Below are 26927 nucleotides of genomic sequence, written 5' to 3' on the forward strand. Positions count from 1 at the left end.
GGCTCGCGCTCTCGCGTGGCCGGGCGAGGCGGGTGGGGACGGTCAGGCGGTGGTGCGGACGGTGCCGTCGGGGCCGGCGAGCAGCACCGGCGCGGACGGCGTCAGGTCGTGCACCGCGGCCAGACCGGCCTGCTCGACCGACTCCGCGACGCTGACCACCGCCGCCGCCTCCAGGCCCTCGACCCCGCTGGAGACCGCCGCGGCCACCGCGGCCTGCAGCGCGGACAGCTGCAGCGAGGGCAGCGACACGGTCGCGGCGAGGTAGGTGCGGCCGTCGGTGTCGCGGACCGCGGCGCCCTCGGCGGCACCGGTGCGGCCGCGGGCGGAGCGGGCCAGCGTGATCAGCTTGGCGTCCTCGGGGTGCAGCTCAGCAGAGGTCACGAGGTGTCAGCCTTCCACGGCGGCCGGCTCGGGCTCCCGCGCGGCCTCCTCGGCGTCGTCCTCGTCACCGGGCTCGGGCACCCGGCAGACCAGGATGGTGTCGATCTGGTTGCGGCGCCCGCCGGTGCTCTCGGCGACCAGCCGCAGCCCACCGACCACCGCCTCGGAGCCCTCGATCGGCACCACGCCCAGCTCGCGGGCCAGCAGGCCGCCGACGGTCTCGACACCGTCGTCGTCGGGGAGCTCGACCTTGAACAGGTCGGCGAGGTCCTCGACCGGCAGCCGGGCGGTGATCCGGGCCGAGCCGTCCTCGAGCTCCTCGATCGGGGGGCGCTGCACGGTGTCGTGCTCGTCGTCGATCTCGCCGACGATCTCCTCGAGGATGTCCTCGATGGTGACCAGCCCGGCGAAGCCGCCGTACTCGTCGACCACGACGGCCATGTGGGTGCGCGAGGCCTGCATCTCCCGCAGCAGCTCGTCGACCGGCTTGGACTCGGGCACGAAGCTGGCCGGGCGGAGCAGGTCCTCCACCTTCGGCTCGGTGGCCCGGGAGTCCGAGGAGCCCTGCGAGCGGCGCACGAGGTCCTTCATGAAGACGACGCCGATGATGTCGTCGACGTTCTCGCCGATCACCGGCAGCCGGCTGAACCCGCTGCGCAGGCAGAGGGCCAGCGCCTGGCGCAGGGTCTTGCCGCGCTCGATCCAGACGACGTCGGGCCGGGGCACCATGACCTCGCGGGCGATCGTGTCGCCCAGCTCGAAGACGCCGTGGATCATGTTGCGCTCGCCGGACTCGACGACGCCGCGCTCCTCGGCCATGTCGACCAGCTCGCGCAGCTCGACCTCGCTGCTGAACGGGCCGTCGCGGTACCCCTTGCCCGGGGTGATCGCGTTGCCGATGAGGATCAGCAGGGTGGCGACCGGGCCGAGCACCCTGCCCAGCAGCCGGATCAGCGGCGCGGCGGCCAGTGCCACCGGGTAGGCGTGCTGCCGGCCGACGGTGCGGGGACCGACCCCGACCAGCACATAGCTGACCACGGTCATCACGGCGATGGCGACGATCACGCCGAGGGTGAAGCCGTCGAGCAGCACGTAGAAGATCAGCGTCACCAGCACGGTGGCCGCGCTCTCGCAGACGATCCGCAGCAGCAGGAGCAGCGCCACGTGCCGGGCGCGGTCCTCCATGACCAGCACCAGGGCGCCGGCACGCTTGGCGCCGTCCCGGCGGAGCTCGTCGACCCGGGCCTTGGACAGCCGCTGCAGGGCGGCGTCGAGCGCGGCGAAGACGCCGGCGACCAGCACCAGGACGACGGCGATCACCAGCAGGACGATCGACGTCGAGCTCATCGCTGTTCGGACTCCGCCGGCTCGCCGGTCACCGGCTCCCGCGGGGTGGAGCGCCAGCCCTCGAGCAGCTTGGACTGCAGGCCGAACATCTCCTTCTCCTCGTCGGGCTCCATGTGGTCGTAGCCCAGCAGGTGGAGCACTCCGTGGGTGGCCAGCAGCAGCAGCTCGTCGGCCATGGAGTGGCCGGCGGCGCGGGCCTGCCGGACGGCGACGGCCGGGCAGAGCACGACGTCGCCGAGCAGTGCCGGACCCGGGTCGGGGTCGTCGGGACGGCCCGTGTCCAGCTCGTCCATCGGGAAGGCGAGCACGTCGGTGGGGCCCTTCTCGCCCATCCACCGCTCGTGCAGGCTGGCCATGTAGTCGACGTCGACGCAGAGCACGGAGAGCTCGGCGAGCGGGCTGACCTCCATGGCGTCGAGCACGTACCGGCAGACCCCGGCCAGCGCGCCCTCGTCGACGGAGATCTCGGACTCGTTGACGACCTCGACGGCCACGCTCAGCTCCCCTGCTGCCGGGTCGGACGGGCGGGCCGGCCGGCGCGGGCCGGTCCGGCGCCCGGGGCGGGCTGCCGAGCGGCGTCCCAGCGCTCGTAGGCGTCGACGATGTCGCCGACCAGCCGGTGCCGGACGACGTCGGTGCTGGTCAGCGTGGCGAAGTGCACGTCGTCGATGCCCTCGAGGATCTCCCGGACGACCCGCAGGCCGCTCTGCGCACCACCGGGCAGGTCGACCTGGGTGACGTCACCGGTGACGACCATCTTGGAGCCGAAGCCGAGCCGGGTGAGGAACATCTTCATCTGCTCGGCGGTGGTGTTCTGGGCCTCGTCGAGGATGACGAACGCGTCGTTGAGCGTGCGGCCGCGCATGTAGGCCAGCGGGGCGACCTCGATGGTGCCGGCCTGCATGAGCCGCGGGATCGACTCGGGGTCGACCATGTCGTGCAGCGCGTCGTAGAGCGGGCGCAGGTAGGGGTCGATCTTCTCCGACAGCGAGCCGGGCAGGTAGCCCAGCCGCTCGCCGGCTTCCACCGCGGGGCGGGTGAGGATGATCCGGTTGACCTGCTTGGTGGTGAGCGCCTGCACGGCCTTGGCCATCGCCAGGTACGTCTTGCCGGTACCGGCCGGGCCGATGCCGAAGACCACGCTGTGGCTGTCGATGGCGTCGACGTAGCGCTTCTGGTTCAGCGTCTTGGGCCGGATGGTGCGGCCCCGGCGGCTGATGATGTCGAGGCTGAGCACCTCCGCGGGGCGCTCGGAGCCGCCGGCGCGGAGCATGCCGACCACGCGGCGCACCGAGTCCGGGCGCAGCGCCTGGCCGGTGGCCAGCAGCGCGATCAGCTCGTCGAAGACCCGGACGGCGAAGGCGTTGTCGGCCGGCTGCCCGGTGATCGCGATCTCGTTGCCGCGCACGTGCACGTCGGCGGCGAGCTCGGTCTCGACCAGGCGGAGGAGCTCGTCCCCGGAGCCCAGCAGGGCCACCATGGACACGGTCTCGGGAACGGTGATGGAGGTGCGGACGTCGGCCGGCACGGCCGGGCTGTCCGGGACGCCGGCTGCCGCGGCACGCGCGGAGAGCTCACGGGAGGACGCGATGGTCTCCGGTGCGGCGTCTGGTGAGGTGTCGGGCAAGAACGCTCGACCCTGCCTTCCTGCGACGGGGTTGTGACCTGGGCCAGCGTACCCGCGCAGGCCACCCCGATGCCCCGCTCGACCCGGCCGGGGTCGCGGGGCTCAGCCGGGCGGCCAGCCGAGGCCGCGGCCACCGAGCACGTGCAGGTGCACGTGGTGCACCGTCTGCCCGGCCTGCGGGCCGCTGTTGGCCACCAGGCGCCACCCCGGCTCGGGGCCGTCGTCGGTGACGAGCCCCTCCTGGTGGGCGACCGCGTGCGCGGCCGCGACCAGCTCGGCGGTCAGCTCCGGGTCGGCCTGGGCGAGCGCCCCGAGGGTGGGGTGGTGCTCCTTCGGGACCACCAGCACGTGGGTCGGCGCCTGCGGGTTGATGTCGCGGAAGGCGAGCGTGCGGTCGGTCTCCCGGACGACGTCCGGCGGGATCTCCCCGGCCACCATCCGGCAGAACAGACAGTCGCTCGCGGGCTCGGTCATGCCCTCGACCCTAGGCCGAGCACCGTCCGCGACGGCAGACCGGCCGGGGCCGGAACGAGACAGTCCGGTTGGATCGCGCACAATTCGATGGCTGGACTCAAGCCCTCACCGGACCGGCCGAGGAAGGAGAGGACCGGCCATGCGCTTCACCTCGTCCCGCCGCAACGACACCGGCCAGTCCGCGGAGCTGGCCGAGGCCCGGTCCGACGTCACCGCCGTCACCCGGGTGCTGGCCGCCCTCGACCGGGCCGGCACCGCCGAGGAGGTGGCCCGGGTCGCGCTGGACACCGTGCGGGACTGCTTCGGCTGGGCGTACGGCTCCTACTGGCGGATCGTGCCCGAGGACGGCCGGCTGCACTTCGCGGTCGAGTCCGGCGACGCCGGCCAGGAGTTCCGCCAGGTCACCCTGGCCGCCTCGTTCGCCGAGGGCGTCGGGCTGTCCGGCCGGGCGTGGAAGGCGCGCGGCCTGGTGTTCGTGCCCGACCTCGGCGAGCTGACCGACTGCGTGCGGGCACCGGCGGCCCAGCGCGCCGGGGTGCGCAGCGGCGTGTGCTTCCCGGTCGTCCGCCGCGGCGCCGTGGTCGGCACCATGGACTTCTTCACCACCGAGACGCTGGCCCCCTCGACCGAGCGGCTGGCCGCGCTGCGCGCGGTCGGCCAGCTGGTGTCGCAGGCGTTCGGCCGGGTGGCCGAGGCCGAGGACCAGCGCCGGGCGGCCGGGGACGTCGCGGCGATCAACAGCCTGCTCCGCGAGCTGAGCGGCGCCCGGACCGCCGAGGAGACGGTGAGCACCGCGCTGGCCACCATCCGGCGGGAGTTCGACTGGCACTACGGCTCGTACTGGACGCTGGACGACGCGGGCACGGCGCTGACCCTCTCGCTGGAGTCCGGTGACCTGGGCGCGGAGTTCAAGGCGGTCAGCCGGGAGGCCAGCTTCGCCAAGGGCGTCGGCGTGGCCGGCCGCACCTGGGCCGCCGGCGACCTGGTGTTCGTGGAGGACCTCGGCGAGGTCACCGACTGCGTCCGCGCGCCGGCCGCCCGCAACGCCGGCGTGAGGTCGGGGGTGTGCCTGCCGATCACCGTCGACGGCCGCATCGTCGGCACGATGGACTTCTTCGCCACCCGCACCCTGATCATGAGCGACAGCCGGCGCGACGCGCTGCGCAACACCGCCTTCCTGATCTCCCAGACCGTGCAGCGGCTGGCGGCGGCCGGCCGGGTGGCCGAGGCCGGCCGTGAGCTGGTCGCCTCGATCGACGAGGTCGAGCGCAACGTCGCCGAGGCGACCCGGGTGGCCGGCGACGGGCAGCGCGTCGCCGGCGAGGCGACGGAGTTCGTCGCGGGCCTCGGCCGGTCCAGCGCGGAGATCGACAAGGTGGTGAAGGTGATCACCGGCATCGCCGAGCAGACCAACCTGCTGGCCCTCAACGCGACCATCGAGGCGGCCCGGGCCGGCGAGGCCGGCAAGGGCTTCGCGGTGGTCGCCGGCGAGGTCAAGGAGCTGGCCCGGGAGACCGCCCAGGCCACCGAGGACGTCAGCAGCCGGGTCGCCACGATCCAGGGCGACGTGCAGAACGTGGTCGGCGCGCTGGCCTCGATCCGGGAGATCGTCGAGCGGATCAACGAGACCCAGCACCTGATCGGCGGGGTGCTCACCGAGCAGGCGGCGGTGACCCGCAGCATCGTCGACCTGGCCTGACCGCCGGGGGCTCTCCGGGTGGCCCCTCCCGGCCGGCCGGGGGCGTGGGCGAGGATGGGCCGGCAACCGTCGTCCGTCTCCCCGGAGGTCCCCGTGTCCGCACCCCAGCCGCACCCGAGGACGTAGTGAGCAGCCGTCGCGCCGTCCGGTCGGGTGGCTCCCCACAACAGTTCCGCTCGCTCTCCCGCCGTGGCTTCCTCACGGGCGCCGCGGCCACCGCCGCGGCCGTCCTCGCCGCCTGCGGTCGCACCTCCCCCGTGTCGTCGTCCGGGGGCCCGGCCGGCTCGTCGTCCGGCTCGCGGGGCTCGCTGACCATCGGCGCGATCCCCGACCAGGACCCCGAGGTGCTGCAGCGCCTCTACGGCACGGTCGCCGACTCGATGTCCACCGCGCTCGACCTCGACGTCAGCTACACCCCGGTCACCGACTACGGCGCCGCGGTGTCCCTGTTCCGCACCGGCGACCTCGACCTGGTCTGGTTCGGCGGCCTCACCGGCGTGCAGGCCCGGCTGCAGACCCCCGGCGCCGAGCCGATCGCCCAGCGCGACATCGACGAGTCGTTCACCTCGGTGTTCATCGTCAACACCGACACCGGGCTCGCCCCCGCCGACGACCTCACCCCGCTGGCCGGCCTCCGGTTCACCTACGGCAGCGAGACGTCGACGTCCGGGCGGCTGATGCCGGCCTTCTTCCTCACCGAGCAGGGCGTCGACCCGCAGGGCTTCCCCGGCGGGCCCGGGTTCTCCGGCTCGCACGACGCGACGATCTCGCTGGTGGCCAGCGGCAGCTACCAGGCCGGCGTGCTCAACGAGCAGGTGTGGGCCTCCCGCACCGAGGACGGCACGGTCGACCCGTCCGCCGTCGTCCAGTACGCCCGGACCCCGGAGTACCACGACTACCACTGGCTGCTCGGGCCGCAGGCCGTCGAGCGGCTGGGCGACGACCTGCCCGACCGGCTGCTGGCGTACTTCACCGGCCTGCCCGCCGGGGACGAGGTGCTGGAGCTGTTCGGTGCCGGGTCGTTCATCCCGACCGAGGCGTCGAACTACACCCAGATCGAGGCGATCGGCCGCGACCTGGGGCTGATCAGCTGACCGCCGTCCTCCGGCTGGACGGCGTCACGGTCCGCTACGGCGGTACCACCGCGCTCGCCGGCGTCGACCTGACCGTCGGCGCCGGCGAGCGGGTGGCCGTCGTCGGACCGTCGGGCGCCGGCAAGTCGACGCTGCTCGGGCTGGCCAACGGCGCGGTGCTGCCCTCGGCCGGGTCGGTGCGGGTGCTCGGTGCGGACCCCACCGCGCTGCGCGGCCGGGCGCTGCGGGAGCTGCGCGCGCGGGTGGGCACCGTGCACCAGCACCTGGAGCTGGTCGGTCAGCTGCGGGTGGTGCACAACGTCAACGCCGGCCGGCTGTCGAGCTGGCCGGCCTGGCGGGCGGCCTGGTCGCTGGCCCGGCCGCAGGGGCTGCCCGAGGTGCTCGACGCACTGGCCCGGGTGGGGCTGGCCGACCGGGTGTTCGAGCGCACCGAGCGGCTCTCCGGTGGGCAGCGGCAGCGCGTCGCGGTGGCCCGGGTGCTCGTGCAGCGACCCGAGCTGGTGCTCGCCGACGAGCCGGCCTCGGCCCTGGACCCGCTGCTCGCCGGGCGCACCCTGGAGCTGCTCGCCGGGCTGGCCGCCGAGCGCGGCGGCGCACTGGTCGCGTCGCTGCACGACCCGGTGCTGGCGCTGCGCCACTGCACCCGGGTGGTCGGCCTGGTCGACGGCCGGATCGCCCTCGATGCCCCGGCCGCATCGCTCACCGCGGGCGACCTGGCCGACTTCTACGGCGCCCCGCGGTGACCACCGTGCTCGACCGGCCGCCCGTGCTGCGCCGGGTGCGGGCCCGCTGGGGCTGGGGCCTCGGCGCACTCGCCCTGGTCCTCTGGTCGCTGGCCGGCGCGGGCGCCTTCGCCGGCGAGGTGGTCAACCCGGCCGGGACGGCGCAGTTCGGCCGGTTCGCCGCCGCCGCCCTCTCCCCCGCGCTGGACGGCGAGTTCCTGCGGGTGTTGGCCGGGTCGGTGCTGGTCACCGTCGCGTACGCCGTGCTGGGCGCCGCGCTGGCCGTCGGGCTCGGCGCGGTCGGGGCGGTGGCACTGGCCCGCACCACCTGGGGACGACGCCGACTGTGCTGGACGCTGGCCCGGGGCGCACTCGCCGTCCCGCGCGGGCTGCACGAGGCGGTGTGGGGGCTGCTGCTGGTCAACCTGCTCGGGCTGGACCCGTGGGTGGGCGTGCTGGCGATCGGCATCCCGTACGGCGCGGTGACCGCGAAGGTGTTCGCCGACCTGCTCGACGAGGTGCCCCGCGGTGCGTACTCCGCGCTGCTCGCCGCGGGCGCGGGCCGGGCGACCGCGGCGCTGTACGGGCTGCTGCCCCCGGCGTCGGGCGGGCTGCTGTCGTACTCCTTCTACCGGCTCGAGTGCGCCGTCCGGTCGGCGGTGGTGCTGGGGCTGATCGGCGCCGGCGGGCTGGGCTACCAGCTGTCGCTGTCGTTCAGCTCGCTGCGCTGGGCGCAGGTGTGGTCCTGCGTCTACGCCCTCGCCCTGCTCTGCCTGGCCGCCGACGTGGGTGGCCGGGCGGTGCGCCGGCGGGTCGCGGCACCCCGCGCGTCCGGCGACCGGCTGCGCCGCGACCCCGCGCTCACCGCCGCCGTCGCCGTCGTGCTGCTCGGAGTGGCCTGGTCGTGGTGGTATCTGGCGATCTCCCCGGCGACGCTGGTCAGCGACCGCACCGGTGCACAGCTGGCCTACGTGCTCTCGGCCGCCTGGCCCCCGGACGTCGACGGCCCGCTGCTGTCGGCGGTGGCGCGGGCCGCGGTCGACACGGTGCAGATGTCGGTGATCGCCATCGCGGTGGCCACGGTCGGCGCGGTGCTGCTGGCCGGGGTCGCCGCCCGCCCCGCCCGGGCCTCGGCGGGACGGCGGGTGGCCGGTGCCGTCGTCCGGCTGGGGTTGCTGCTGCTGCGCGCGGTGCCGCCGCCGGTGTGGGCGCTGGTGCTGCTGTTCGTGCTGCTGCCGGGCGTGCTGCCCGGCGCGCTGGCGCTGGGCGTCTACACCCTGGGCGTGCTCGGCCGGCTGGCCGCAGAGGCGACCGAGGAGCTGGACCCCCGGCCTCGGGCGGCGCTCACCGCGCTGGGCGCGGGGCCGGTGGGCAGCTGGCTGTACGGGGTGCTGCCCGCCGCGACCGGGCCGGTGCTGGCGTTCGCGCTGTACCGCTGGGAGGTGGCGATCCGGGACACCGTGCTGGTCGGCCTGCTCGGCGCCGGCGGGCTCGGGGCGCTGCTGGCCAGCCGGGTGGCCGCCTTCGACTGGGGCGGGGTGACCACGGTGCTCGCCGCCCTGGTCGTGCTGACCGCCGCCGTCGACCTGGTCAGCGCCCGTGCCCGGGCGGCCCTGCGCTGAGCCTGCCCCCGGGCCCGTTGATCATGGGCGTTGCGCCGACCGCCGCGCCGCCGTCCGGCGTGTCATCGGCAACCCGCCCATGATCGACACCGGGAGGGGGGCGGCTACGCCCAGCGGGTGCGGGCGGAGAGGGCGGCGAGGGCGGCGGCCCCGGCGGTCGACGTCCGCAGCACCTCGGGGCCGAGGCGCACCGAGTGGGCGCCGGCCGCGCGGAAGGCGACCACCTCACCGTCGGTGAGCCCGCCCTCGGGGCCGACGATCACCGCGATCCTGCCGGTGGCCGGCACATCCAGCTTCGCGAACGGCTGGCGAGCCTGCTCGTGCAGCACCAGCGCCAGGTCGACGTCGGCGAGCATGCCGCACACCTGGCGGGTGCTCATCGGCTCGGTCACCTCGGGCACCCGCGGCCGGCGCGCCTGCTTGGTGGCCGCACGGGCGGCCGAGCGCCACTTCGCCAGGCCCTTGTCGACCCGGTCCTCCCGCCACTTGGTGACGCAGCGGGCCGCCGTCCAGGGCACGATCCGGTCGACGCCGAGCTCGGTGGCGAGGTCGACGGCGAGCGGCCCGCGGTCGCCCTTGGGCAGCGCCTGCACCAGCACGAACTCCGGCTGCGGGGCCGGGACGTCGTGCCGGGCGAGCACCTGGACCCGCAGCGCCGACCCCTCGGCGGCGAGCACCGAGCCCTCGACCAGCAGCCCCTGCCCGTCGCTGACCCGCACCCGCTCCCCGGCGGCGAGCCGTAGCACGTCGACGGCGTGCCGGCCCTCGGCACCGTCCACGGTGAGCACGTCACCGTCGGGCACCTCGTCGAGCAGGAACAGCGGGGCGCCGTCGGCCTCGGGGCCGGCCGAGGTCATCGGCCGTTGAACGCGTCGCGGACCCGGGTGAACAGGCCGCCGTGGTGGGCACTGCTGCCCTCGGTGAGGTCCTCGCCGCGCAGCCCGGCCAGCTCGCGCAGCAGCTCGGACTGGCGGGCGTCGAGCCGGGTCGGGGTCTGCACGTCCAGGTGCACCATCAGGTTGCCGCGGCCGGTGCCGCGCAGCCGCGGGGCGCCGTGGGCGCGCAGGGTGAGCACGCTGCCGGACTGGGTGCCCGGCTTGATCGTCAGGTCCTCGTTGCCGTCGAGGGTCTCCAGCTTCAGCGTGGTGCCCAGCGCGGCGGCGGTCATCGGCAGGGTGACCCGGCAGTGCAGGTCCTCGCCGTCCCGGGTGAAGACGTCGTGCGGGCGCTCGTGCACCTCGACGTACAGGTCACCGGCGGGGCCACCGCCGCGCCCGACCTCGCCGTAGCCGGCGAGCCGGATCCGCATGCCGTCCTCGACGCCGGCCGGGACCTTGATCGGGATGGTGCGGCGGGCCCGCACCCGGCCGTCGCCACCGCACTGCGCGCAGGGGCTCGGGATGACCTGGCCGGTGGCCTGGCAGGTGGGGCACGGGCGGCTGGCGATGACCTGACCGAGGAAGGAGCGCTGCACGCTCTGCACCTCACCGCGGCCGTTGCAGGTCGAGCAGGTCTCCGGGTGGGTGCCCGGCGCCGTCCCCGCGCCGGTGCACACGTCGCACAGGACGGCGGTGTCGACGGTGATGTCGGTCGTCGTCCCGAAGACCGTCTCGTGCAGGTCGAGGTCGACCCGGATGAGCGCGTCCTCGCCCTCGCGGGTGCGGCTGCGCGGCCCGCGCGCGCCCCCGGCGCCGCCGAAGAAGGCGTCCATGATGTCGCCGAGGCCGCCGAAGCCCGCGGCGTTGCCGAACGGGCTGCCACCACGGCCGCCGCCGGTGTCGTAGGGGTCACCGCCGAGGTCGATGATCCGCCGCTTCTCCGGGTCGGTCAGCGCCTCGTAGGCCCGGCTGACCTCACCGAACTTCTCCTTCGCACCCGGGTCGGGGTTGACGTCGGGGTGCAGGTCGCGGGCCATCTTGCGGTAGGCGCGCTTGATCTCGGTGTCGCTGGCGCCCTGCGACAGGCCCAGCACGCCGTAGTAGTCGGTTGCCATTCGGTGGTCTCAGTCCTCAGCTCTCGGCCAGCAGGTGGCCGACGTAGCGGGCCACGGCTCGTACCGCGGCGATGTTCCCTGCGTAGTCCATCCGGGTGGGCCCGACGACACCCAGGCCGCCCAGGGCCTGGTCACCGGACCCGTAGCCCACGGAGACGAAGGACGCGGCGGTCAGCGCCTCGTGCTCGTTCTCCTCACCGATGCTCACCGTCACCGTGCTGGGCCCCACCTCGGCCATCAACCGCAGGACGACCACCTGTTCTTCCAGCGCCTCCAGCAGCGGCCGGAAGGTGCCGGGGAAGTCCAGCGCGCTGCCCTGCGCGAGGTTCGCCGTCCCGCCGATGACCAGCCGGTCCTCCGAGGGCTCGACCAGGGTCTCCAGCAGGGTCGCGCTGACCGCGGCGACCAGCGGGCGCAGGTGCGGTGCGGCGTTCTCGACCAGGCCGGCGACCTTGTCGCTGGCCTCGCCGAGCTTGGCGCCGGTGAAGGCGGCGTTGAGCGTGCTGCGCAGCTCGGCGACCGTGTCGGCCTCGGTGTCGACCGGCACCTCCACCATCCGCTGCTCGACCCGGCCGGTGTCGGTGATCAGCACCATCAGCAGCCGGGACGTCGACAGCGGCACCAGCTCGAGGTGCCGGACGGCGCTGCGCGACAGCGTCGGGTACTGGACGACGGCGACCTGGCGGGTCAGCTGGGCCAGCAGCCGGACGCTGCGGCCGAGCACGTCGTGCAGGTCGACCGCGCCGTCGAGGAACTTCTCGATCGCTTTGCGCTCGGCGGCCGACAGCGGCTTGATCGCGCTGAGCCGGTCGACGAAGAAGCGGTAGCCCTTGTCGGTGGGCACCCGGCCGGCACTGGTGTGCGGCTGGGTGATGTAGCCCTCCTCCTCCAGCACCGCCATGTCGTTGCGGATGGTGGCTGGTGAGACCCCGAGGTCGTACCGCGCGGCCAGCGCCTTGCTCCCCACCGGGTCGTTGGTGGAGACGTAGTCCTGGACGATCGCCCGCAGCACCCGCAGGCGCCGGTCGTCGTGCGCCACGGCTGACACCTCCCGTACCGGATCGACGGGCCCACGCACGGTCGGCCAGGACGCGTCCTGGCACTCACGCGAGCCGAGTGCCAGCATACGACCGGCCCCCGCGACCGTCCCCCGGCTCGCGGGCGTGGACTACTGGACGGTCGCGGTATGACTCAGTCATACTCGCCGCGTGAAGACGGCGATCTCCCTGCCCGACGACACCTTCGACCGGGCCTCGCAACGGGCCACCGAGCTGGGCATGAGCCGCTCGGAGTTCTTCGCCACCGCAGCGCGCCGCTACCTCGACGAGCTCGACGCCGAGTCCCTGACGGGCCAGATCGATGCAGCCCTCGACGTGGCACCCGAACCCGACACCTCGACCGCCGAGGCCGTCACCGCCGGACGGCGACTGCTCGACACCAGCGAGGACTGGTGATCGAACGCGGCACCATCCACTGGGCGGACCTGGGGCCGGCGACCGGCAGCCGGCCGGCCAAGCGTCGTCCGGTGCTGGTCATCCAGGCCGATGCCTACAACGCCAGCCGGCTGTCCACGGTCCTCACCGCGGTCATCACGTCGAACACCGCACTGGCCGCCATGCCGGGCAACGTGTTCCTCCCCGCCGCCGCCACCGGGCTCCCCCGCGACTCGACCGTCAACGTGACCGCACTGGCCACCCTCGACCGCCACGACCTCGACGGCCTGGTCGGCCACGTGCCCGCCGCACTCATGCAAGACGTCGACCGCGGGCTCCGCCGCGTTCTGGCCCTTTGACTCACCTGACCACTCGACGACGGCGCCCTGGCGGGTCATCTGCGCCAACAGCCGGACACTGCGAACCAGCACGTCGTGCAGGTCGACCGCGCCGTCGAGGAACTTCTCGATCGCCTTGCGCTCAGCGGTCGGCGGTGGCTTGATCGCGCTGAGCCGGTCGACGAAGAAGCGGTAGCCCTTGTCGGTGGGCACCCGGCCGGCACTGGTGTGCGGCTGGGTGATGTAGCCCTCCTCCTCCAGCACCGCCATGTCGTTGCGGATGATGGCAGGACCCACACCCCAAGGTCCTACAGGCCAGCACCCCGTCAGTGACGGAGTGACGGAGCGGTGCGGCTCGATCGATTGGAGCACCCACAGCAACCGGTCGCCGCGCGCCACCGCTGGCACCTCCGTACCCCGGGCAACGTGATCGACAGTGGCTGCAAAGGCGAATCGCCTAGCAATTGCGCAGACCAAGTGCCAACCGGCAGTGATCGAGACGGCTGGGACGATGGACCAACTCGACGCGGCGCACGTCAAGTTCCCGCAGGCCCATCCTCGCCACTCAACGCATACGGGATACCCGAGATCATTTCCCCAACTCCCACCCCTTCGCAGTCGACCAGCAGCATTCGACTGCTTTCCAAGCCCACAAAGAGCAGTTCTTCGAACTCTCCGGCGATTAGATCTCGCGCATAGCCGATGAGTGCGTCAACGGGCCCAGCGACCACGCCCGCTTCGTCCCCCAAGGCTCGACACTCGCCGTGCAACCATCGTCACTGGCCCGCTGCTACGTGCGGGTGGCCGGCGACTGGTTGGCGTCGTACCCCACGTCCAGCCGCACGCCACCGGGCAGAGACTGGCTGGTCAGCTGACCGTCGGGCCCGTAGACCGCCGAGAGGGTGCCGGCCACCGAGTCCTGCACCGACGTCACGAACCCGCGGGGCTCGATCGACCGGTCGTAGCTGGAGGACGTCGTCGTTCCGATGCTGTCGCTGACCTTCGTCGGCTTGCCGAACTGATCGAAGACGCTGGTGGTCACGCCACCGGCGGCGTCGGCGTACCGGGTCATCGCTGAGCGGCGCCCAGACGATCAGGCGATCGTCACAGCGTCGTTCGTGATCAGGTTGCAGCTGAGCGATCCAGCACTGCGTACGACCAGCGGCTCGCGCGGAGTGATGCTGACCTGTCGGAGACCGGGAGACCCAGCAAGATCCGCGAGGTCCAGCTCGCCGCCACCTACTCGATCGAGCGAGAGGACTTGGAGTCTGGGCGCCACGAGCCCTTGGAAGGTCGAGACGCTCCCCTTCGCCAACCGAAGGCGTTCCAGACCAGGCAAGCGAGCGGTGAAGTCGACGACTGTTGCAGGCCGACTCGCCAGCTGCAGGGACTTCAAGCGCTCGGCCCCCTCGAAGAAGTCCAGGTCCCGCTTGTTGCAGTACAGCTCCGCCGTCCGTAGCGCATCGCCGCGAGTGAAGTCCAGTCCTTCTCGGTCGTCGACCATCAGCACCGACAATCGGCTGGTGCCTGTCAGGTCGAGCTCGTTACGTGCTCGTGTCGTGGCATCCACGAACCGGAGACCCGGCATGCCTGCGAGAGCACCATCGTCCACGGCCGTCCGACTGGCGCGAACGCGCACGAAGACCAGCGCGTCCGCCAGCGCCAGCAGTGGGTCGCACGTACGCCCCGAGTCGCCGTCCATGTACCACTGCACTCCGTCGCACCCCCGATCCCGGGCCAGCTGGACCCACTCGTCCTGCCACGCGCCGGACACCTCGAGCACCGTGACGAGCCCGACGGCCGTCCTGGTCTTCCGGACTCGCGCAGCTCCCACGCCCCCTCTTTCCTCTGCCATCGTGGTGCCCGATCGACTGCTCAGGGGAGCTGGCCGGTGGTGGACCGGCCGGTGACCAGGAATCGCTCGAACTCGGCGGGAGTCAGCGAGTACAGGATCCGGCCTCCACGGGACTCGAGTCCGAAGACGGCGACGCCCTTCTCGACCCAGCTGCCCAGCTTCTCCAGGAGAACGGCGACCGGATGGGCCACCGGCCCCTCCCCCGGCCCGGCGTCCTCGTCCGCGTTCTCCTCGCTTGCCCGCTCGGCGGACCTCCAGAAGACCAGCGTCAGGCGGCCCTGGCGGTCCTCCCAGGGGATGAGCCCGCCGTCGGCCCCCCAGCCCCAGAGGACACCCTCTGTCCGGACGCTCTCCCGGAGCTCGCGGAGCTCCCTGCTCCTGGATCCCTCTCGCTCCGGCGCCTCGTCGGGCATCGGGCCTCCTCCCGGTCGCGGTCTGCGCACGACGATCGCAGTTAGGCCCAGGAGGCGACAGCGCCGCGCCGCAGAGGTGCCTCGATCGGGCCCCATGGGATCGATACCGCTGCGGCGGGCGTCGGCGACGGGCATCGAATCCCACTAGGGTGGTTCCGGTCGACGGACCCCACCAGGGGGCCGGGGAGCGGGAGGCTCAGCCCTGATCTTCAAGGCGGTGCGCGACGGACGCCCCTATCCCGACCACGGCTTCTCCACCCGCGACTGGGCGATGATCCCGCCCCGGCAGATCCGGATGGACACCCTCGTCACCACCAAGCGCGAGCTGGCCCTCGACGCGCTGCTGGCCGACGACTCGACCTTCTACGGCGACCTGTTCCCGCACGCGGTGCAGTGGCACGGCGAGCTGTACCTGGAGGACGGCCTGCACCGCGCGCTGCGCGCGGCCCTGCAGCAGCGCAACGTCATCCACGTCCGCGTGCTCGACCTGGACGCGCTGATGCCCGCCGAGCAGGCCACCACCGCCGAAGCGCACTGACAACCGGACCCCGCTGTACCGGCCCCCTCGCAGGGGCCCGCCCCGAGCGGAGCGAGAGGTGGGGGGCGAGGGGGTCCTTCTAGAGCCAGCCCTTCTCCTCCGCGACCCGCGCTGCTTCGACCCGGGTGCGCGCGCCGGTCTTGCCGATCGCCGAGGACAGGTAGTTCCGCACCGTCCCCTCGCTCAGGAACAGCCGGCCGGCGATGTCGGCGACCGTCGCGCCGTCCGCGGCGGCGCGCAGCACGTCGGCCTCGCGCACCGACAGCGGTGTCGCGCCCAGCGCCAGCGCCGCCGCGGCCAGGTCGCGGTCGATCACCCGCTCCCCCGCCACCACCGCGCGGATCGCCTTGGCCAGCTCCGCGACGGGTGAGTCCTTCACCAGGAACCCGGCCGCGCCGACCTCCATCGCCCGGCGCAGGAACCCCGGCCGGCCGAACGTGGTGAGGACGACGGCGCGCACCCCCGGGAGCTCGGTGGCGAGCTCGCGGGCGGCCTCGATGCCGTCCTGCCCGGGCATCTCGATGTCCAGCAGCGCGACGTCGGGCCGGTGCTCGCGGGCGGCGGCCAGCACCAGGTCACCGCGGCCGACCTCGGCGACCACCTCGATGTCGTCCTCCAGGTCCAGCAGGGTGCGCAGCGCCCCGCGCACCATCGCCTGGTCCTCGGCCAGCAGCACCCGGATCGTCACGCGCTCACCCGTCCGGCGGGCGCCTCGGCCGGCAGCAGCGGCACGGTGGCGCGCACCCGGTAGCCGCCGCCGTCCAGCGGCCCGGCTTCCAGGTCGCCGCCCAGGGCGCCGACCCGCTCGCGCAGCCCGGCCAGCCCCGACCCCGACGAGCTCCCCAGCACGGTCATCCGCTCCCCCGCTCCCGGGACGCCGTCGTCGGTCACCGTCAGCACCGCCCGGACGCCGTCCTCGGCGAGGTCGACGGTCACCGTGCCGGCCCCGCTGTGCCGCAGCACGTTGGTGGTCGCCTCGCGCACCACCCAGCCGAGTGCGGCGTCGACCCCGCCGGGCAGCGCGGGCACCCGGTCGGGCAGCCGCACGGTGATCCCGGCACCGGTCAGCGCCGCCCGCGCCTCGGCGAGGGCCTGCCCGCAGCTGACCTGCCGGTAGCCGCTGACGGCGTCCCGCACCTCGGCCAGCGCCCGCCGGGCGGCCTCCTCGACGTCGGCCATCTCCTGCTGCGCGCGGGCCGGGTCCCTCTCGGCGAGCCGGCGGGCCACCTCGCTCTTCAGTGCGATCAGGGACAGCGAGTGGCCCAGCAGGTCGTGCAGGTCGCGGGCGAAACGCAACCGCTCCTCGGCGACGGCGTTGCGGGCCAGCTCCTCGCGGGCCTCCTGCAGCTCGCGGTTGACGGTGATCAGGTAGCCGGTGCCGCGGATGCCGAACGCGGTGAGCAGGCAGATCGGCGGCAGGAAGAACAGCCCCGAGCCGTCGTCGGCGACGAGCACCGCCAGGCAGACCAGCGCCGCGGCGCCCACCGCCGGCCACACCCAGCGCCACGGCAGCGCGGCGGCGGCCGCGGCCGACACGTAGATCATCAGCCCGGCCCAGTTGGCGCCGAAGCCGACCGCGAGCGCGACGGCGAGGCCGGTCATCACCGCGAAGTCCGGCCGCAGCGCCCGCGGCCGGCCGAGCTGGCCGATCACCCGCAGGTAGACCACGGTGAAGGCCACCAGGCCCAGCCCGCCGACCCAGCGGGCCGCGGTGGGGCGGTCGGTGGTGACCAGGTCGGCGACCGGGAAGAACTGGAACAGCAGCCAGGGCACCGCCCAGAGCGCCTGACCCCACCAGCTCGACCGGTTCACCGGGTGGACGCTAGCGCCCTTCGGCCCCGCTGCCGGGAGCCCGCCGCGAGCGTGCGAGTGGTGAGGGGGAGTGGGGTCCTCCATCAGCCCACCACCGCGTGCAGCGGGCGCCGCCGGGCGACGGCCAGCGCCGCGACGGCGAACAGGACGCCGTAGGCGCCCAGCAGCGCCACCGGCGCACCGGTCGGCGTCCCGTCCGCCACGTCGCGACCGAGCTCGGCGAACCAGTAGGAGGGCAGGGTCCGCGCCACCGTCGCCATCCCGTCCGGGAACTGCTCGACCGGGAACCACAGCCCGCCCAGCGCGGCGAGCACCGTGCCGAGGATGCCGATCGCCGCACCCGCGGCCTGCGCGTCCAGCGCCAGCCCGACCGCCACGCCGAGGGCGACGAACACCACCGAGCCCGCCCACAGCGAGCCGACCAGCGCCAGCCAGGTGCCCAGACCGAACTGGACTCCGTTGACGAACCGGCCCACCAGCGCCACGACGACCAGGCTCGGCAGCACCAGCAGCGCACCGACGGCGACGTCGACGGCGAACACCGACCCGCTGGGCACCGGCGTCACCCGCAGCTGCCGCAGCCAGCCGGAGGAACGGTCGAAGGCGATCCGGATGGTCGCGCCCAGCGCCGCGCCGATCGCGCCGTAGGCCAGCATCGAGACCAGCACGGAGCCGGCGACGTCCTGGTAGTCGCCCGGTGCCAGCTGTCCACCGATGACCTTGGTGAAGAAGACGGTGAACAGCGCCGGCAGCAGCACCGTGAAGAACAGGTACTGCCGGTTGCGGCCCACCCGGCGGAGCTGGAAGAAGAGCAGGTCGGTCATCGGAGGGCCCCGTTCTGGGTCGTGAGGTGTAGGAAGGCCTGTTCGAGGCTGGCGCCACGCACCTCCAGGTCGGGCAGCCCGGTGCGGGTGCCCAGCAGCGCGCGCAGGGTCGCCTCGGCGTCGGTGGTGGCGAGTTCGACGAGGTCACCGTCCCCGCCGATCCCGGTCACGCCGGGCAGTGCGGCCAGCCCGTCCCGTGGGCCCGGGCAGCGGAACCGGACGGTGCGCCCGGCGATCCGCGACTTGACCTCCGCCGCCGTCCCGTCAGCCAGGATCCGCCCGCCGGCGACGACCACGACCCGGTCGGCGACCGCGTCGGCCTCGTCGAGGTGGTGGGTGGCGAAGACGACGGTGTGGCCGCGGTCGGCCAGCCCGCGCATCGTCGTCCAGAAGGCCTGCCGGCCGGCGACGTCCATCGCCGAGGTGGGCTCGTCGAGCAGCAGCAGCGGCGGCGCACCGGCGAGGGCGAGGGCCAGCAGCACCCGCTGCCGCTGGCCGCCGGAGAGCGCGTCGACCCCGCGGTCGAGCAGCCCGGCGATGCCGGCGGTGGTGGCCAGGTCGTCCAGCGGCCACGGGTCGGCGTGCCGCCGGCGGACCAGCGCCAGCACCTCACCGACGCGGGCCTCGCTGGGCAGGCCACCGTGCTGCAGCATCGCGCCCACCCCGCCGGCCTGCACCGCCTCGGCCGGCGCGCGGCCGAGCAGCCGGACCTGACCGGCGGCCGGGTGGAACAGACCGAGCGCGGCGTTGACGATCGAGGACTTGCCGGCGCCGTTCGCGCCGAGCAGGGCGACCGTCTCGCCGGCGCCGATCCGCAGGTCGAGCGCGTCCACGGCCAGCGTCGCGCCGTAGCGGACGGTCAGTCCGGCGGTCTCCAGAACCGGTGTCGAGGGCATGGCACGAGCCTGGCGCCCGGACCGGTGCCGGCGGCAGTGCGAGACGTCGTCCACACCGTCTGACGGATGTCAGATGAGGGGCTCGGGCCCGCCTACCCTCGCCTCGTGGACGGAACCGAGGCCCTCGTGCTCGATGACCGCGCGCGCACCGATCCCGCGCTCGAGGTGCTGGAGCGGGTGTTCGGCTACGACGCCTTCCGCGGCCCGCAGCGCGAGGTGGTCGACCACGTGGTCGCCGGGGGCGACGCCCTCGTGCTGATGCCGACCGGTGGCGGGAAGTCGCTGTGCTACCAGGTGCCGGCGCTGCTGCGCGAGGGCGTGGGCGTCGTCATCTCCCCGCTGATCGCGCTCATGCAGGACCAGGTCGACGCGCTGCGCGCCCTCGGGGTGCGGGCCGGGTTCCTGAACTCCAGCCAGGACAGGGACGAGCGCCGGGCGGTCGAGGAGGCGTTCCTGGCCCAGGAGCTCGACCTGCTCTACGTCGCACCGGAGTCCCTCGGCGGTGGCTCCTCGCCCACCGCGCGGCTGCTGGAGCGCGGGAGGATCGCGCTGTTCGCCATCGACGAGGCGCACTGCGTCGCGCAGTGGGGCCACGACTTCCGGCCCGACTACCTGGCCCTGTCGATGCTGCACGAGCGCTGGCCCGACGTCCCGCGGATCGCGCTCACCGCGACGGCGACCCCGGCCACGCACACCGAGATCAGCACCCGGCTCCAGCTGGACGACGCGCTGCACGTCGTCGCCGGCTTCGACCGGCCGAACATCCAGTACCGGATCGCGCCGAAGAACGAGCCGCGCAAGCAGCTGCTGGACCTGCTGCGCACCGAGCACCCCGGTGACGCCGGCATCGTCTACTGCCTGTCCCGGGCGTCGGTGGAGAAGACCGCGGAGTTCCTGGTCGGCCAGGGCGTCCCCGCCCTGCCCTACCACGCCGGCCTCGACCAGCAGGTGCGTGCGCGGAACCAGTCCCGCTTCCTGCGCGAGGACGGGCTGGTGATGGTGGCGACCATCGCGTTCGGCATGGGCATCGACAAGCCCGACGTCCGCTTCGTCGCCCACCTCGACCTGCCCAAGTCGGTGGAGGGCTACTACCAGGAGACCGGCCGCGCCGGCCGCGACGGGCTGCCGTCGACGGCGTGGCTGGCCTACGGGCTCGCCGACGTCGTCCAGCAGCGCAAGATGATCGACTCCTCCGAGGGCGACGCCGCGCACCGCCGGGTGCTGTCGGCGCAGCTCGACGCGATGCTGGCGCTCTGCGAGACCGTCGAGTGCCGGCGGGTGCGGCTGCTGGCCCACTTCGGGCAGGAGAGCGAGCCCTGCGGCAACTGCGACACCTGCCTGAGCCCACCGGAGTCCTGGGACGCCACCATCCCCGCGCAGATGCTGCTGTCGACGGTGCTCCGGCTGCAGCGGGAGCGGGGCCAGTCGTTCGGCGCCGGCCAGTCGATCGACATCCTGCTCGGCAAGCGCACCGACAAGGTCACCCAGCACCGGCACGACGAGCTGACCGTCTTCGGCATCGGCACCGACCTGTCCGAGGGCCAGTGGCGCGGCGTCGTGCGGCAGCTGCTGGCCCAGGGGCTGCTGGCGGTGCAGGGCGAGTACTCGACGTTGGCGCTGAGCGAGGGCAGCGGGCCGGTGCTGCGCCGGGAGCGCGAGGTGCTGATGCGCCGCGAGCCCGACCGCCCGGCCCGCTCCGCGCGGACGCCGAAGGGCAACCGGGCCGGCGCGCCGGAGCTGCCCGCCTCGGCCGCCGGCGCCTTCGAGCGACTGCGCGCCTGGCGCGCCGCGACCGCCAAGGAACAGGGCGTGCCGGCCTACGTGGTCTTCCACGACGCGACGCTGCGGCAGGTCGCCACCGAGGAGCCGGCCGACCTGGCGGCGCTGGGCACGGTCAGCGGTGTCGGCGCGGCCAAGCTCGAGCGCTACGGCGAGTCCCTCCTCGCCGCCCTGCACGGCTGACGAAGGACCCCGTCCTCCGGCCCCGTCCAGAGGCTCGCCCTGAGCCTGCGAAGGGTGAGGAGGACGGGGTCCTTCGTCAATCGGTGAGGTCGCGGACGACGGCGTCGGCGAGCAGCCGGCCGCGGTCGGTGAGCACGGCGAGCCCCGCCTCGTGCGGCCCGGCCGCCAGCAGTCCCCGGACGACGGACTCCGCCGCCCGCGCCCGCCCGGCGTCGCTCAGCGCGGCCAACGGCAGGCCGTCACGCAGCCGCAGGCCGAGCATCACCCGCTCCAGCGCCTGGTCCTCAGGCGTCAGCAGCTCGGTGTCCGCGGCCGGGTGCAGGCCGGCGGCCAGCCGGTCGGCGTAGGCGGCCGGGTGCTTGACGTTCCACCAGCGCAGCCCGCCGACGTGTGAGTGCGCACCCGGCCCGATGCCCCACCAGTTGGCGTTGGCCCAGTACAGCTCGTTGTGCCGGCAGCGCGCGGCGCGGTCGCGGGCCCAGTTGGACACCTCGTACCAGCCGAGCCCGGCGCTGCCGAAGGCCCGGTCGGCCTGCTCGTAGCGGTCGGCCAGCACGTCGTCGTCGGGCATCGGCAGCTCGCCGCGGGTGACCCGGCGGGCCAGCCGGGTGCCGTGCTCGACGATGAGCGCGTAGGCGCTGACGTGGTCGACCGGCGCGGCCAGCACGGCGTCGAGCGAGGCCTGCCAGTCGGCGTCGGTCTCCCCCGGCGCGCCGTAGATCAGGTCGAGGTTGACGTGCTCGAACCCGGCGGCCCGCGCCTCATGGGCGGCCTGCACCGCCCGGCCGGGGGTGTGCCGACGGTCCAGCACGGCGAGCACGTGCTCGGCGGCGGACTGCATGCCCAGGCTGATCCGGGTGAATCCGCCCTCGCGCAGCACGGCCAGCGACTCCGGCGTCACCGACTCGGGGTTGGCCTCGGTGGTGACCTCCATGTCCGGGGCGACCGGGAAGAGCTCACGGACGGCGTCCATGACCGCCACCAGGTCGTGCGCCGGCAGCAGGGTCGGGGTGCCGCCGCCGACGAAGACGGTCTGCACCGCCGGCCAGTCCGGGCCCAGCACCTCGGCGGCCAGCCGCAGCTCGGCGATCGCCGTGCCGGCGTACTCGCTGCGGTTGGCGCCGGGACCCAGCTCGTCGGAGGTGTAGGTGTTGAAGTCGCAGTAGCCGCAGCGGGTCGCGCAGAACGGCACGTGCACGTAGAGCCCGAACGGCGTCGTCCCGAGGGTGTGGCGGGCCGACGCCGGGAGCATCGAGGGGTCCGCGGGCAGCGCCGGGGTCTGGCCGAGGAGAGGGAGGGTCGTGGTCATCGCTGCTCCCAGTGTGACGGCTCCCGGCAGGATGGCGGCGTGACCTCCGCGACCGATGACGCCCGCGTGCTCTCCGTCGACGTGTCCGCCGGCGTGGCCCGGCTGACCCTCGACTCCCCCGCCAACCGCAACGCCCTCTCCCGCGCGCTGCGCGCCCAGCTCCGTACGGCCCTCACCGAGGCGCTCGCCGACGACGCCGTGCGGGTGGTGGTGCTCGACCACACCGGCCGGGTGTTCTGCTCCGGCATGGACCTCGCCGAGGCCACCGGCGGCTCGGCGGCCGACCAGGGCGTCAACGAGTTCCCCGAGCTGCTGCAGCTGATCTGGGAGGCGCCCAAGCCGGTGCTCGCCGCCGTCCGCGGCCCGGCGCGCGCCGGCGGGGTCGGCCTGGCCGCGGCCTGCGACGTGGTGGTGGCCGGCGCGGGCGCGACGTTCGCGTTCAGCGAGGTGCGGATCGGTGTCGTGCCGGCGGTCATCTCCGCGGTGTGCCGGCCGCGGATGCTGCCGCACGCCGTGCACCGGCTGATGCTCACCGGCGAGGTGTTCGACGCCGCGACCGCCGCCGCGAGCGGGCTGGTCGACCTGGCGGTGCCGGACGACGAGGTCGACGCCACCGTCGCCGCCCAGGTCACCGCACTCGCCGCCGGGGCACCGACCGCGCTGGCCGAGACCAAGCGGCTGCTGCGCTCGGGGACCGACCTGGCCGGCCAGTTCCCGGCGTTGCTGGAGCTGTCGGCGCGGTTCTTCGCCGGCGAGGAGGGCCAGGAGGGCATCGCCGCCTTTCGGGAGAAGCGGCCCGCCCGCTGGGTGCCCACCGGCAGCTGACCCGGGGACCCCTACCGAGCGGCGCCGGCAGCGGCACCATGAGGCGGTGACCGAGGACGACCCGCGCGCGCAGTACCGCCGGCTGCCCGAGCCGGTGCGGCCGGAGGACGCTGTCGAGACCGAGGAGGCGTCCGCGCGCCGGGTCGTGGAGACCCCACCCGAGATCGCCCTGCGGATCATCGCCGGCGGCAGCTCCGGCTGACCTGACCGGGCGGCCGGCCGCCGTCCAGGATCAGAGCACGTACGTGGCGATCATCTGACCGAGCTGGCGGATGTCGGCGTTGCCCTTGAACTCCAGCCGGACCTTGCCCAGCCCGCTGAACCACAGGTCGAGCTCGGCGTCGAGGTCGAAGGTGCCCGCCGTCTCGATGGAGAAGGCCTGCACCTTGCTGTACGGGAGCGAGGTGAAGTCCCGCTTCTTGCCGGTGATGCCCTGGACGTTGACGGCGATCAGCCGCTTGTCGGTGAAGACGACGAAGTCGCGCACGCCCTTGAAGGTGGCGGCGAACTGCTCGCCGGGCACCAGCAGCGGCGCGACGGCCGGCGCGATGTCCTGTGGGTTGCAGGGGCTGAGCTTGAAGACGGAACCGTTCGAGAAGTCGATCACCGCGTCACCGTAGGGAGCCGGCCGTGCAGCGGCCGGCTCCCACGCCGGTCAGCGCAGGCGGCGGGTGTTGTCCGGCTGGCGCACGGTGACCCCGCGGGCGTCCAGCCACTCGGCCAGCGGGACGGCGACCCGGCGGGTGGTGTCCCAGGCCCGGCGGGCCTCGCTCAGCGTGAACGGCTGCGGCAGCGTGGCCAGCCGGGCGCGGGCCTGCTCGGCGACGCCGGGCGCCAGGTAGATGCCCTCGGCGATCCGCAGCAGCTGCTCGTCGCGCACCGCCGCCGCCAGCTCCCTCGGCCCCAGCCCGGCGGCCACCAGGTCACCGGCCTCGGGCGCGGCGAACGGCGCGGCCGCCAGCCGGGCGCGGATCCCGTCGACCGCGCGCTGCACCTCCGGGGGCAGCGCGGCCGCCCCGGCGACCACCCGGCCGTCGCGCAGGGCGAGCGGCTCCCGGACCAGGGCAGGCACCAGCTCGACGTCGGGCAGCTCCAGCGCCGAGCGCAGCACCGCGGTCGGCGGGCCGGGCTCCAGCGGGCGCAGCTGGCGGTAGCGGGCCACCACCTGCGGCACCCGGGCGGCCAGCTCGTCGGCCAGCCCAGGGGCGATCAGCCACGGGCCGACCTCCGTCGTGCCGGCGGGCACCGGCCAGCCCATCGCCACGAAGTCGGCGCGGCGCACGAAGCGGCGCCGCCGCAGGTCGGCGAGCGCGCCGCCCTCCCCGGTGGGCTGCTCGGCCAGCTCGGCGGCCCGGGTGCGGGCGGCGCCGCGACGGCGCAGCTCCGGCGGGTCGACGTCCCGCACGTCGGCCCCGAACACCCGGCGGGCACCGGGGTCGCGCAGCAGCAGCCGGTCACCGACCCGCAGCGGCAGTTCGGCGGCCAGCCGCAAGCGCAGCGCCGCGCCGTCCAGCGGGCGGACCCGGGCGGCCACGGTGGCCGAGCCGATGTGCACCACCAGCTCGGCGGGCAGCTTCTCCTCCACCGGCCGCACCAGGGTGACGTCGAGGTCGGCCGTGCGGCGGAACGCCTCCGGAGTGAGCAGCGCGTCGCCGCGGGAGAGCTCCTCGACCGCGACGCCGCGCAGGTTCAGCGCCACCCGCGCGGTCGCCGCCGCCGACTCGACCGGCTCGCCCAGCGACTGCAGCCCGCGCACGGTGACGGCCCGCCCGGCCAGGTCCAGCCGGTCACCGGCCCGCACCGTCCCGGCGGCCAGCGTGCCGGTCACCACCGTGCCGGCGCCGCGGATGGTGAACGCCCGGTCGACCCACAGCCGCACCGGCGCGGCCGGGTCGGGCGCCGGGAGGCCGGCGAGCACCTGCTCCAGCGCGACCGACAGCTCGGGCAGCCCGGCGCCGGTCCGGGCGCTGACCGCCACCGCCGGCACCCGGCCCAGCGACGTGCCGGCCAGCCGCTCGCCGGCGTCGGCGAGCACGGGGTCTGCATCGGCGAGGTCGGCCTTGGTGACCGCGAGCAGCCCGTGGCGCACCCCGAGTGCGTCCAGCACCGCGACGTGCTCCTCGGTCTGCGCCGACCAGCCGTCGTCGGCGGCGACCACGACCAGCGCGGTGGGCACCGAGCCCACCCCGGCGAGCATGTTGCCGACGAACCGCTCGTGCCCGGGGACGTCGACCACAGCCACCCGCCGGCCCGAGGGCAGCGTCGTCCAGGCGAACCCCAGGTCGATGGTCAGCCCGCGCCGGCGCTCCTCCTCCCAGCGGTCGGGCTCCATCCCGGTCAGCGCCCTGACCAGCGTCGACTTGCCGTGGTCGACGTGGCCGGCGGTGGCGATCACGTCCACCGGTCGGACACCTCCCGCACCGCGGCGACCAGCCGGGCGTCGTCGTCCGGGGCGAGGCTGCGCAGGTCGAGCAGCGTCCGGCCGTTCTCCAGGTAGCCGACCACCGGCTGGGTGCCGCGCCGCAGCGGCTCGGCGAACCGGGCGTCCAGGGCCACGGCCGCGCTGGGCAGCTCGAACTCCGGCGCCCCTCCCCCGCCGACCCGCGCCGTGGCCGGCACGGCCTCCGCCGCGACGCCTGCGGCCTGCAGCGCGTCGGCCACCGCGGCGGCCCGGGCCTGCAGCCCGGTCAGGTCGGCGTCCAGCATCGCGCGCACCGGCGGCACCGGGCCGCGCAGCGTCGCCTCCAGCGCCGCCAGCGTCGTCTTGTCCACCCGCAGCGCGCGGTACAGCGGGTGCCGGCGCAGGCGCTGCACCAGGTCGGCGCGGCCCAGCACGATGCCGGCCTGCGGACCGCCGAGCAGCTTGTCGCCGCTGCACAGCACCAGGTCGGCCCCGGCGGCCAGCGTGGTCTGCAGGTCAGGCTCGTCGGGCAGCGCCGGGTGCGGGCGCAGCAGGCCGCTGCCCACGTCGGCCACCAGCGGCACGCCGGTGCCGGCCAGCGCCGGGGCCAGCTCGGCGACCTCCACCGCCCGGGTGAACCCCCGGACGACGAAGTTCGACGGGTGCACCTTGAGCACCGCGCCGGTGTCCGGGCCGAGCGCGGCGGTGTAGTCGGCCAGCGCCGCCCGGTTCGTCGTGCCGACCTCGCGCAGCCGCGCGCCGGTGGAGACCAGCAGCTCGGGGATCCGGAACCCGTCGCCGATCTCCACGAGCTCACCGCGGGCGATGACCAGCTCGCCGCCGAACGCGGTGGCCACCAGTGCGAGCGCCGCCGCGCAGTTGTTCACCACGATCGCGGCCTCGGCGGCAGGGACGGCCGCCAGCAGCGCGTCGAGCGCGCCGGCACCGCGCGGACCCCGGCGGCCGGTGCCCAGGTCGAGCTCGACGTCGGTGGTGCCGCTGGCCGCCACCACCGCGTCGACGGCGGCGGCCGACAGCGGGGCCCGGCCGAGGTTGGTGTGCACCAGCACCCCGGTGGCGTTGAGCACCGGCGACAGGCTGCTGGCGGTGCCCGGCAGCTCGCGCAGCACGGTCGCAACGACGTCGTCCGGGCCGACCTCGCCGTCCCGGACCCGTTGCTGCACCGACTGGACGACGCCCTTGACCAGGCCACGCCCCAGTCGCTGGACGGCGGTCGCCAGCTGCGGGTCGGCCAGCAGCGCGTCGGTGCGGGGGACGGCGCGGCGCACGTCCGCGGTCACGGCAGCGGGCTCAGGTCGGCGGGCACGCCGACGAGCCTAGGTCGGCCCCGGACGCGGACCG

29 protein-coding genes are annotated in these 26927 nt (G+C 74.5%); 10 read left to right on the forward strand and 19 right to left on the reverse strand.

Translation table 11 applies throughout. The annotated features are described in order from the left end of the window. Positions 1–42 precede the first annotated feature (42 nt). From ACJTNH_RS16845 to ACJTNH_RS16865, 5 genes are all read right to left on the reverse strand, one after another. Positions 43–381 carry a cytidine deaminase gene (locus tag ACJTNH_RS16845; protein WP_458177691.1) on the reverse strand — a complete coding sequence of 113 codons (339 nt, stop codon included), beginning with the start codon at positions 379–381 and terminating at the stop codon, positions 43–45. Between the two features lie 6 nt (positions 382–387). Continuing rightward, a complete protein-coding gene (locus ACJTNH_RS16850) occupies positions 388–1728 on the reverse strand; it encodes a hemolysin family protein (protein ID WP_458177693.1) in 1341 nt (446 codons plus the stop codon). Further along, the gene (gene ybeY / locus ACJTNH_RS16855) at positions 1725–2222 is read right to left on the reverse strand and encodes an rRNA maturation RNase YbeY (RefSeq protein ID WP_458177695.1); all 498 of its coding nucleotides are present in this window, start codon (positions 2220–2222) and stop codon (positions 1725–1727) included. Before ybeY ends, ACJTNH_RS16850 begins: the two co-directional genes overlap by 4 nt. Positions 2223–2224: 2 nt before the next feature. Continuing rightward, the gene (locus ACJTNH_RS16860; RefSeq protein ID WP_458177697.1) at positions 2225–3355 is read right to left on the reverse strand and encodes a PhoH family protein; all 1131 of its coding nucleotides are present in this window, start codon (positions 3353–3355) and stop codon (positions 2225–2227) included. A gap of 102 nt (positions 3356–3457) precedes the next feature. Further along, a complete protein-coding gene (locus ACJTNH_RS16865; RefSeq protein WP_458177699.1) occupies positions 3458–3829 on the reverse strand; it encodes a histidine triad nucleotide-binding protein in 372 nt (123 codons plus the stop codon). Positions 3830–3968: 139 nt separating this feature from the next. Between ACJTNH_RS16865 and ACJTNH_RS16870 the strand changes: the two genes are divergently transcribed. The 4 genes from ACJTNH_RS16870 to ACJTNH_RS16885 all read left to right on the forward strand — a co-directional run bounded on the left by ACJTNH_RS16870 (position 3969) and on the right by ACJTNH_RS16885 (position 8966). After that, a complete protein-coding gene (locus ACJTNH_RS16870; RefSeq protein ID WP_458177701.1) occupies positions 3969–5528 on the forward strand; it encodes a GAF domain-containing protein in 1560 nt (519 codons plus the stop codon). A gap of 125 nt (positions 5529–5653) precedes the next feature. Further along, on the forward strand, positions 5654–6622 hold the full coding sequence (locus ACJTNH_RS16875) for a putative selenate ABC transporter substrate-binding protein (protein ID WP_458177703.1): 969 nt from the start codon (positions 5654–5656) through the stop codon (positions 6620–6622). A gap of 14 nt (positions 6623–6636) precedes the next feature. Beyond that, on the forward strand, positions 6637–7365 hold the full coding sequence (locus tag ACJTNH_RS16880) for a phosphonate ABC transporter ATP-binding protein (protein WP_458177759.1): 729 nt from the start codon (positions 6637–6639) through the stop codon (positions 7363–7365). After that, complete coding sequence (locus tag ACJTNH_RS16885; protein ID WP_458177705.1) at positions 7362–8966, forward strand: PhnE/PtxC family ABC transporter permease; 1605 nt, start codon at positions 7362–7364, stop codon at positions 8964–8966. Before ACJTNH_RS16880 ends, ACJTNH_RS16885 begins: the two co-directional genes overlap by 4 nt. A gap of 104 nt (positions 8967–9070) precedes the next feature. Here ACJTNH_RS16885 and ACJTNH_RS16890 read toward each other — a convergent pair whose 3' ends face one another. Genes ACJTNH_RS16890 through hrcA form a run of 3 tightly spaced genes read right to left on the reverse strand, consistent with a single transcriptional unit; the run spans position 9071 to position 11998 of the window. Beyond that, positions 9071–9823 carry a 16S rRNA (uracil(1498)-N(3))-methyltransferase gene (locus tag ACJTNH_RS16890; protein WP_458177707.1) on the reverse strand — a complete coding sequence of 251 codons (753 nt, stop codon included), beginning with the start codon at positions 9821–9823 and terminating at the stop codon, positions 9071–9073. Further along, positions 9820–10959, reverse strand: a complete 1140-nt coding sequence (gene dnaJ / locus ACJTNH_RS16895; protein ID WP_458177709.1) for a molecular chaperone DnaJ — start codon at positions 10957–10959, stop codon at positions 9820–9822. Before dnaJ ends, ACJTNH_RS16890 begins: the two co-directional genes overlap by 4 nt. Positions 10960–10975: 16 nt before the next feature. Beyond that, positions 10976–11998 carry a heat-inducible transcriptional repressor HrcA gene (gene hrcA / locus ACJTNH_RS16900; RefSeq protein ID WP_458177711.1) on the reverse strand — a complete coding sequence of 341 codons (1023 nt, stop codon included), beginning with the start codon at positions 11996–11998 and terminating at the stop codon, positions 10976–10978. Between the two features lie 169 nt (positions 11999–12167). Here hrcA and ACJTNH_RS16905 point away from each other — a divergent pair, with 169 nt between their 5' ends. Both ACJTNH_RS16905 and ACJTNH_RS16910 read left to right on the forward strand, forming a co-directional pair. Beyond that, a complete protein-coding gene (locus tag ACJTNH_RS16905) occupies positions 12168–12413 on the forward strand; it encodes a hypothetical protein (RefSeq protein ID WP_458177713.1) in 246 nt (81 codons plus the stop codon). Beyond that, entirely contained in the window at positions 12410–12751 is a 342-nt protein-coding gene (locus tag ACJTNH_RS16910) for a type II toxin-antitoxin system PemK/MazF family toxin (protein WP_458177715.1), read from the forward strand. Before ACJTNH_RS16905 ends, ACJTNH_RS16910 begins: the two co-directional genes overlap by 4 nt. A gap of 769 nt (positions 12752–13520) precedes the next feature. Here ACJTNH_RS16910 and ACJTNH_RS16915 read toward each other — a convergent pair. The 3 genes from ACJTNH_RS16915 to ACJTNH_RS16925 form a co-directional block, all read right to left on the reverse strand. Continuing rightward, positions 13521–13802 carry a hypothetical protein gene (locus tag ACJTNH_RS16915; RefSeq protein WP_458177717.1) on the reverse strand — a complete coding sequence of 94 codons (282 nt, stop codon included), beginning with the start codon at positions 13800–13802 and terminating at the stop codon, positions 13521–13523. 21 nt (positions 13803–13823) lie between these two features. Next, the gene (locus ACJTNH_RS16920) at positions 13824–14444 is read right to left on the reverse strand and encodes a hypothetical protein (RefSeq protein WP_458177719.1); all 621 of its coding nucleotides are present in this window, start codon (positions 14442–14444) and stop codon (positions 13824–13826) included. A 161-nt stretch (positions 14445–14605) separates the two neighbouring features. Next, the gene (locus ACJTNH_RS16925) at positions 14606–14998 is read right to left on the reverse strand and encodes a hypothetical protein (RefSeq protein ID WP_458177721.1); all 393 of its coding nucleotides are present in this window, start codon (positions 14996–14998) and stop codon (positions 14606–14608) included. A 205-nt stretch (positions 14999–15203) separates the two neighbouring features. Between ACJTNH_RS16925 and ACJTNH_RS16930 the strand changes: the two genes are divergently transcribed. After that, positions 15204–15536 carry a type II toxin-antitoxin system VapB family antitoxin gene (locus ACJTNH_RS16930; RefSeq protein ID WP_458177761.1) on the forward strand — a complete coding sequence of 111 codons (333 nt, stop codon included), beginning with the start codon at positions 15204–15206 and terminating at the stop codon, positions 15534–15536. Positions 15537–15615: 79 nt separating this feature from the next. On the opposite strand, the gene ACJTNH_RS16935 is transcribed toward ACJTNH_RS16930, so the two are convergent. The 4 genes from ACJTNH_RS16935 to ACJTNH_RS16950 all read right to left on the reverse strand — a co-directional run bounded on the left by ACJTNH_RS16935 (position 15616) and on the right by ACJTNH_RS16950 (position 19068). After that, on the reverse strand, positions 15616–16224 hold the full coding sequence (locus tag ACJTNH_RS16935) for a response regulator (protein ID WP_458177723.1): 609 nt from the start codon (positions 16222–16224) through the stop codon (positions 15616–15618). Then, positions 16221–17348 carry a sensor histidine kinase gene (locus ACJTNH_RS16940; RefSeq protein WP_458177725.1) on the reverse strand — a complete coding sequence of 376 codons (1128 nt, stop codon included), beginning with the start codon at positions 17346–17348 and terminating at the stop codon, positions 16221–16223. The genes ACJTNH_RS16935 and ACJTNH_RS16940 overlap by 4 nt, the downstream gene beginning before the upstream one ends. An 83-nt stretch (positions 17349–17431) precedes the next feature. Next, positions 17432–18172, reverse strand: a complete 741-nt coding sequence (locus ACJTNH_RS16945) for an ABC transporter permease (protein ID WP_458177727.1) — start codon at positions 18170–18172, stop codon at positions 17432–17434. Then, positions 18169–19068 (reverse strand): ATP-binding cassette domain-containing protein, encoded by a 900-nt coding sequence (locus ACJTNH_RS16950; protein WP_458177729.1) that lies wholly within the window; start codon positions 19066–19068, stop codon positions 18169–18171. The genes ACJTNH_RS16945 and ACJTNH_RS16950 overlap by 4 nt, the downstream gene beginning before the upstream one ends. A 105-nt stretch (positions 19069–19173) precedes the next feature. Here ACJTNH_RS16950 and recQ point away from each other — a divergent pair, with 105 nt between their 5' ends. Then, positions 19174–21030 (forward strand): DNA helicase RecQ, encoded by a 1857-nt coding sequence (recQ, locus tag ACJTNH_RS16955; RefSeq protein ID WP_458177731.1) that lies wholly within the window; start codon positions 19174–19176, stop codon positions 21028–21030. Between the two features lie 76 nt (positions 21031–21106). Here the strand turns inward: recQ and hemW are convergent, their stop codons facing one another. Beyond that, positions 21107–22339, reverse strand: a complete 1233-nt coding sequence (gene hemW / locus ACJTNH_RS16960) for a radical SAM family heme chaperone HemW (RefSeq protein ID WP_458177733.1) — start codon at positions 22337–22339, stop codon at positions 21107–21109. Positions 22340–22378: 39 nt separating this feature from the next. On the opposite strand from hemW, the gene ACJTNH_RS16965 reads away from it, so the two are divergent. Continuing rightward, entirely contained in the window at positions 22379–23164 is a 786-nt protein-coding gene (locus ACJTNH_RS16965; protein ID WP_458177735.1) for an enoyl-CoA hydratase-related protein, read from the forward strand. 46 nt (positions 23165–23210) lie between these two features. Next, positions 23211–23366: a hypothetical protein gene (locus tag ACJTNH_RS16970; RefSeq protein ID WP_458177737.1), complete on the forward strand. Its 156-nt coding sequence runs from the start codon at positions 23211–23213 to the stop codon at positions 23364–23366. 30 nt (positions 23367–23396) lie between these two features. Here the strand turns inward: ACJTNH_RS16970 and ACJTNH_RS16975 are convergent, their stop codons facing one another. Genes ACJTNH_RS16975 through selA form a run of 3 tightly spaced genes read right to left on the reverse strand, consistent with a single transcriptional unit; the run spans position 23397 to position 26866 of the window. After that, the gene (locus tag ACJTNH_RS16975) at positions 23397–23771 is read right to left on the reverse strand and encodes a PH domain-containing protein (RefSeq protein ID WP_458177739.1); all 375 of its coding nucleotides are present in this window, start codon (positions 23769–23771) and stop codon (positions 23397–23399) included. Positions 23772–23819: 48 nt separating this feature from the next. Then, positions 23820–25565, reverse strand: coding sequence for a selenocysteine-specific translation elongation factor (selB, locus tag ACJTNH_RS16980; RefSeq protein WP_458177741.1), 1746 nt, complete (start codon positions 25563–25565; stop codon positions 23820–23822). Beyond that, complete coding sequence (gene selA / locus ACJTNH_RS16985; protein WP_458177743.1) at positions 25556–26866, reverse strand: L-seryl-tRNA(Sec) selenium transferase; 1311 nt, start codon at positions 26864–26866, stop codon at positions 25556–25558. The genes selB and selA overlap by 10 nt, the downstream gene beginning before the upstream one ends. Between the last annotated feature and the right edge of the window lie 61 nt (positions 26867–26927).

The organism is Modestobacter lacusdianchii, from assembly GCF_054177765.1.

Coding starts and splice junctions, on each gene's coding strand:
- ACJTNH_RS16865 (WP_458177699.1), bottom strand. CDS start 3,829: ATGACCGAGCCCGCGAGCGACTGTCTGTTCTGCCGGATGGTGGCCGGG.
- ACJTNH_RS16950 (WP_458177729.1), bottom strand. CDS start 19,068: ATGCCCTCGACACCGGTTCTGGAGACCGCCGGACTGACCGTCCGCTAC.
- ACJTNH_RS16870 (WP_458177701.1), top strand. CDS start 3,969: ATGCGCTTCACCTCGTCCCGCCGCAACGACACCGGCCAGTCCGCGGAG.
- dnaJ (WP_458177709.1), bottom strand. CDS start 10,959: ATGGCAACCGACTACTACGGCGTGCTGGGCCTGTCGCAGGGCGCCAGC.
- ACJTNH_RS16925 (WP_458177721.1), bottom strand. CDS start 14,998: ATGCCCGACGAGGCGCCGGAGCGAGAGGGATCCAGGAGCAGGGAGCTC.
- ACJTNH_RS16850 (WP_458177693.1), bottom strand. CDS start 1,728: ATGAGCTCGACGTCGATCGTCCTGCTGGTGATCGCCGTCGTCCTGGTG.
- hemW (WP_458177733.1), bottom strand. CDS start 22,339: ATGACCACGACCCTCCCTCTCCTCGGCCAGACCCCGGCGCTGCCCGCG.
- ACJTNH_RS16890 (WP_458177707.1), bottom strand. CDS start 9,823: ATGACCTCGGCCGGCCCCGAGGCCGACGGCGCCCCGCTGTTCCTGCTC.
- ACJTNH_RS16945 (WP_458177727.1), bottom strand. CDS start 18,172: ATGACCGACCTGCTCTTCTTCCAGCTCCGCCGGGTGGGCCGCAACCGG.
- ACJTNH_RS16915 (WP_458177717.1), bottom strand. CDS start 13,802: ATGACCCGGTACGCCGACGCCGCCGGTGGCGTGACCACCAGCGTCTTC.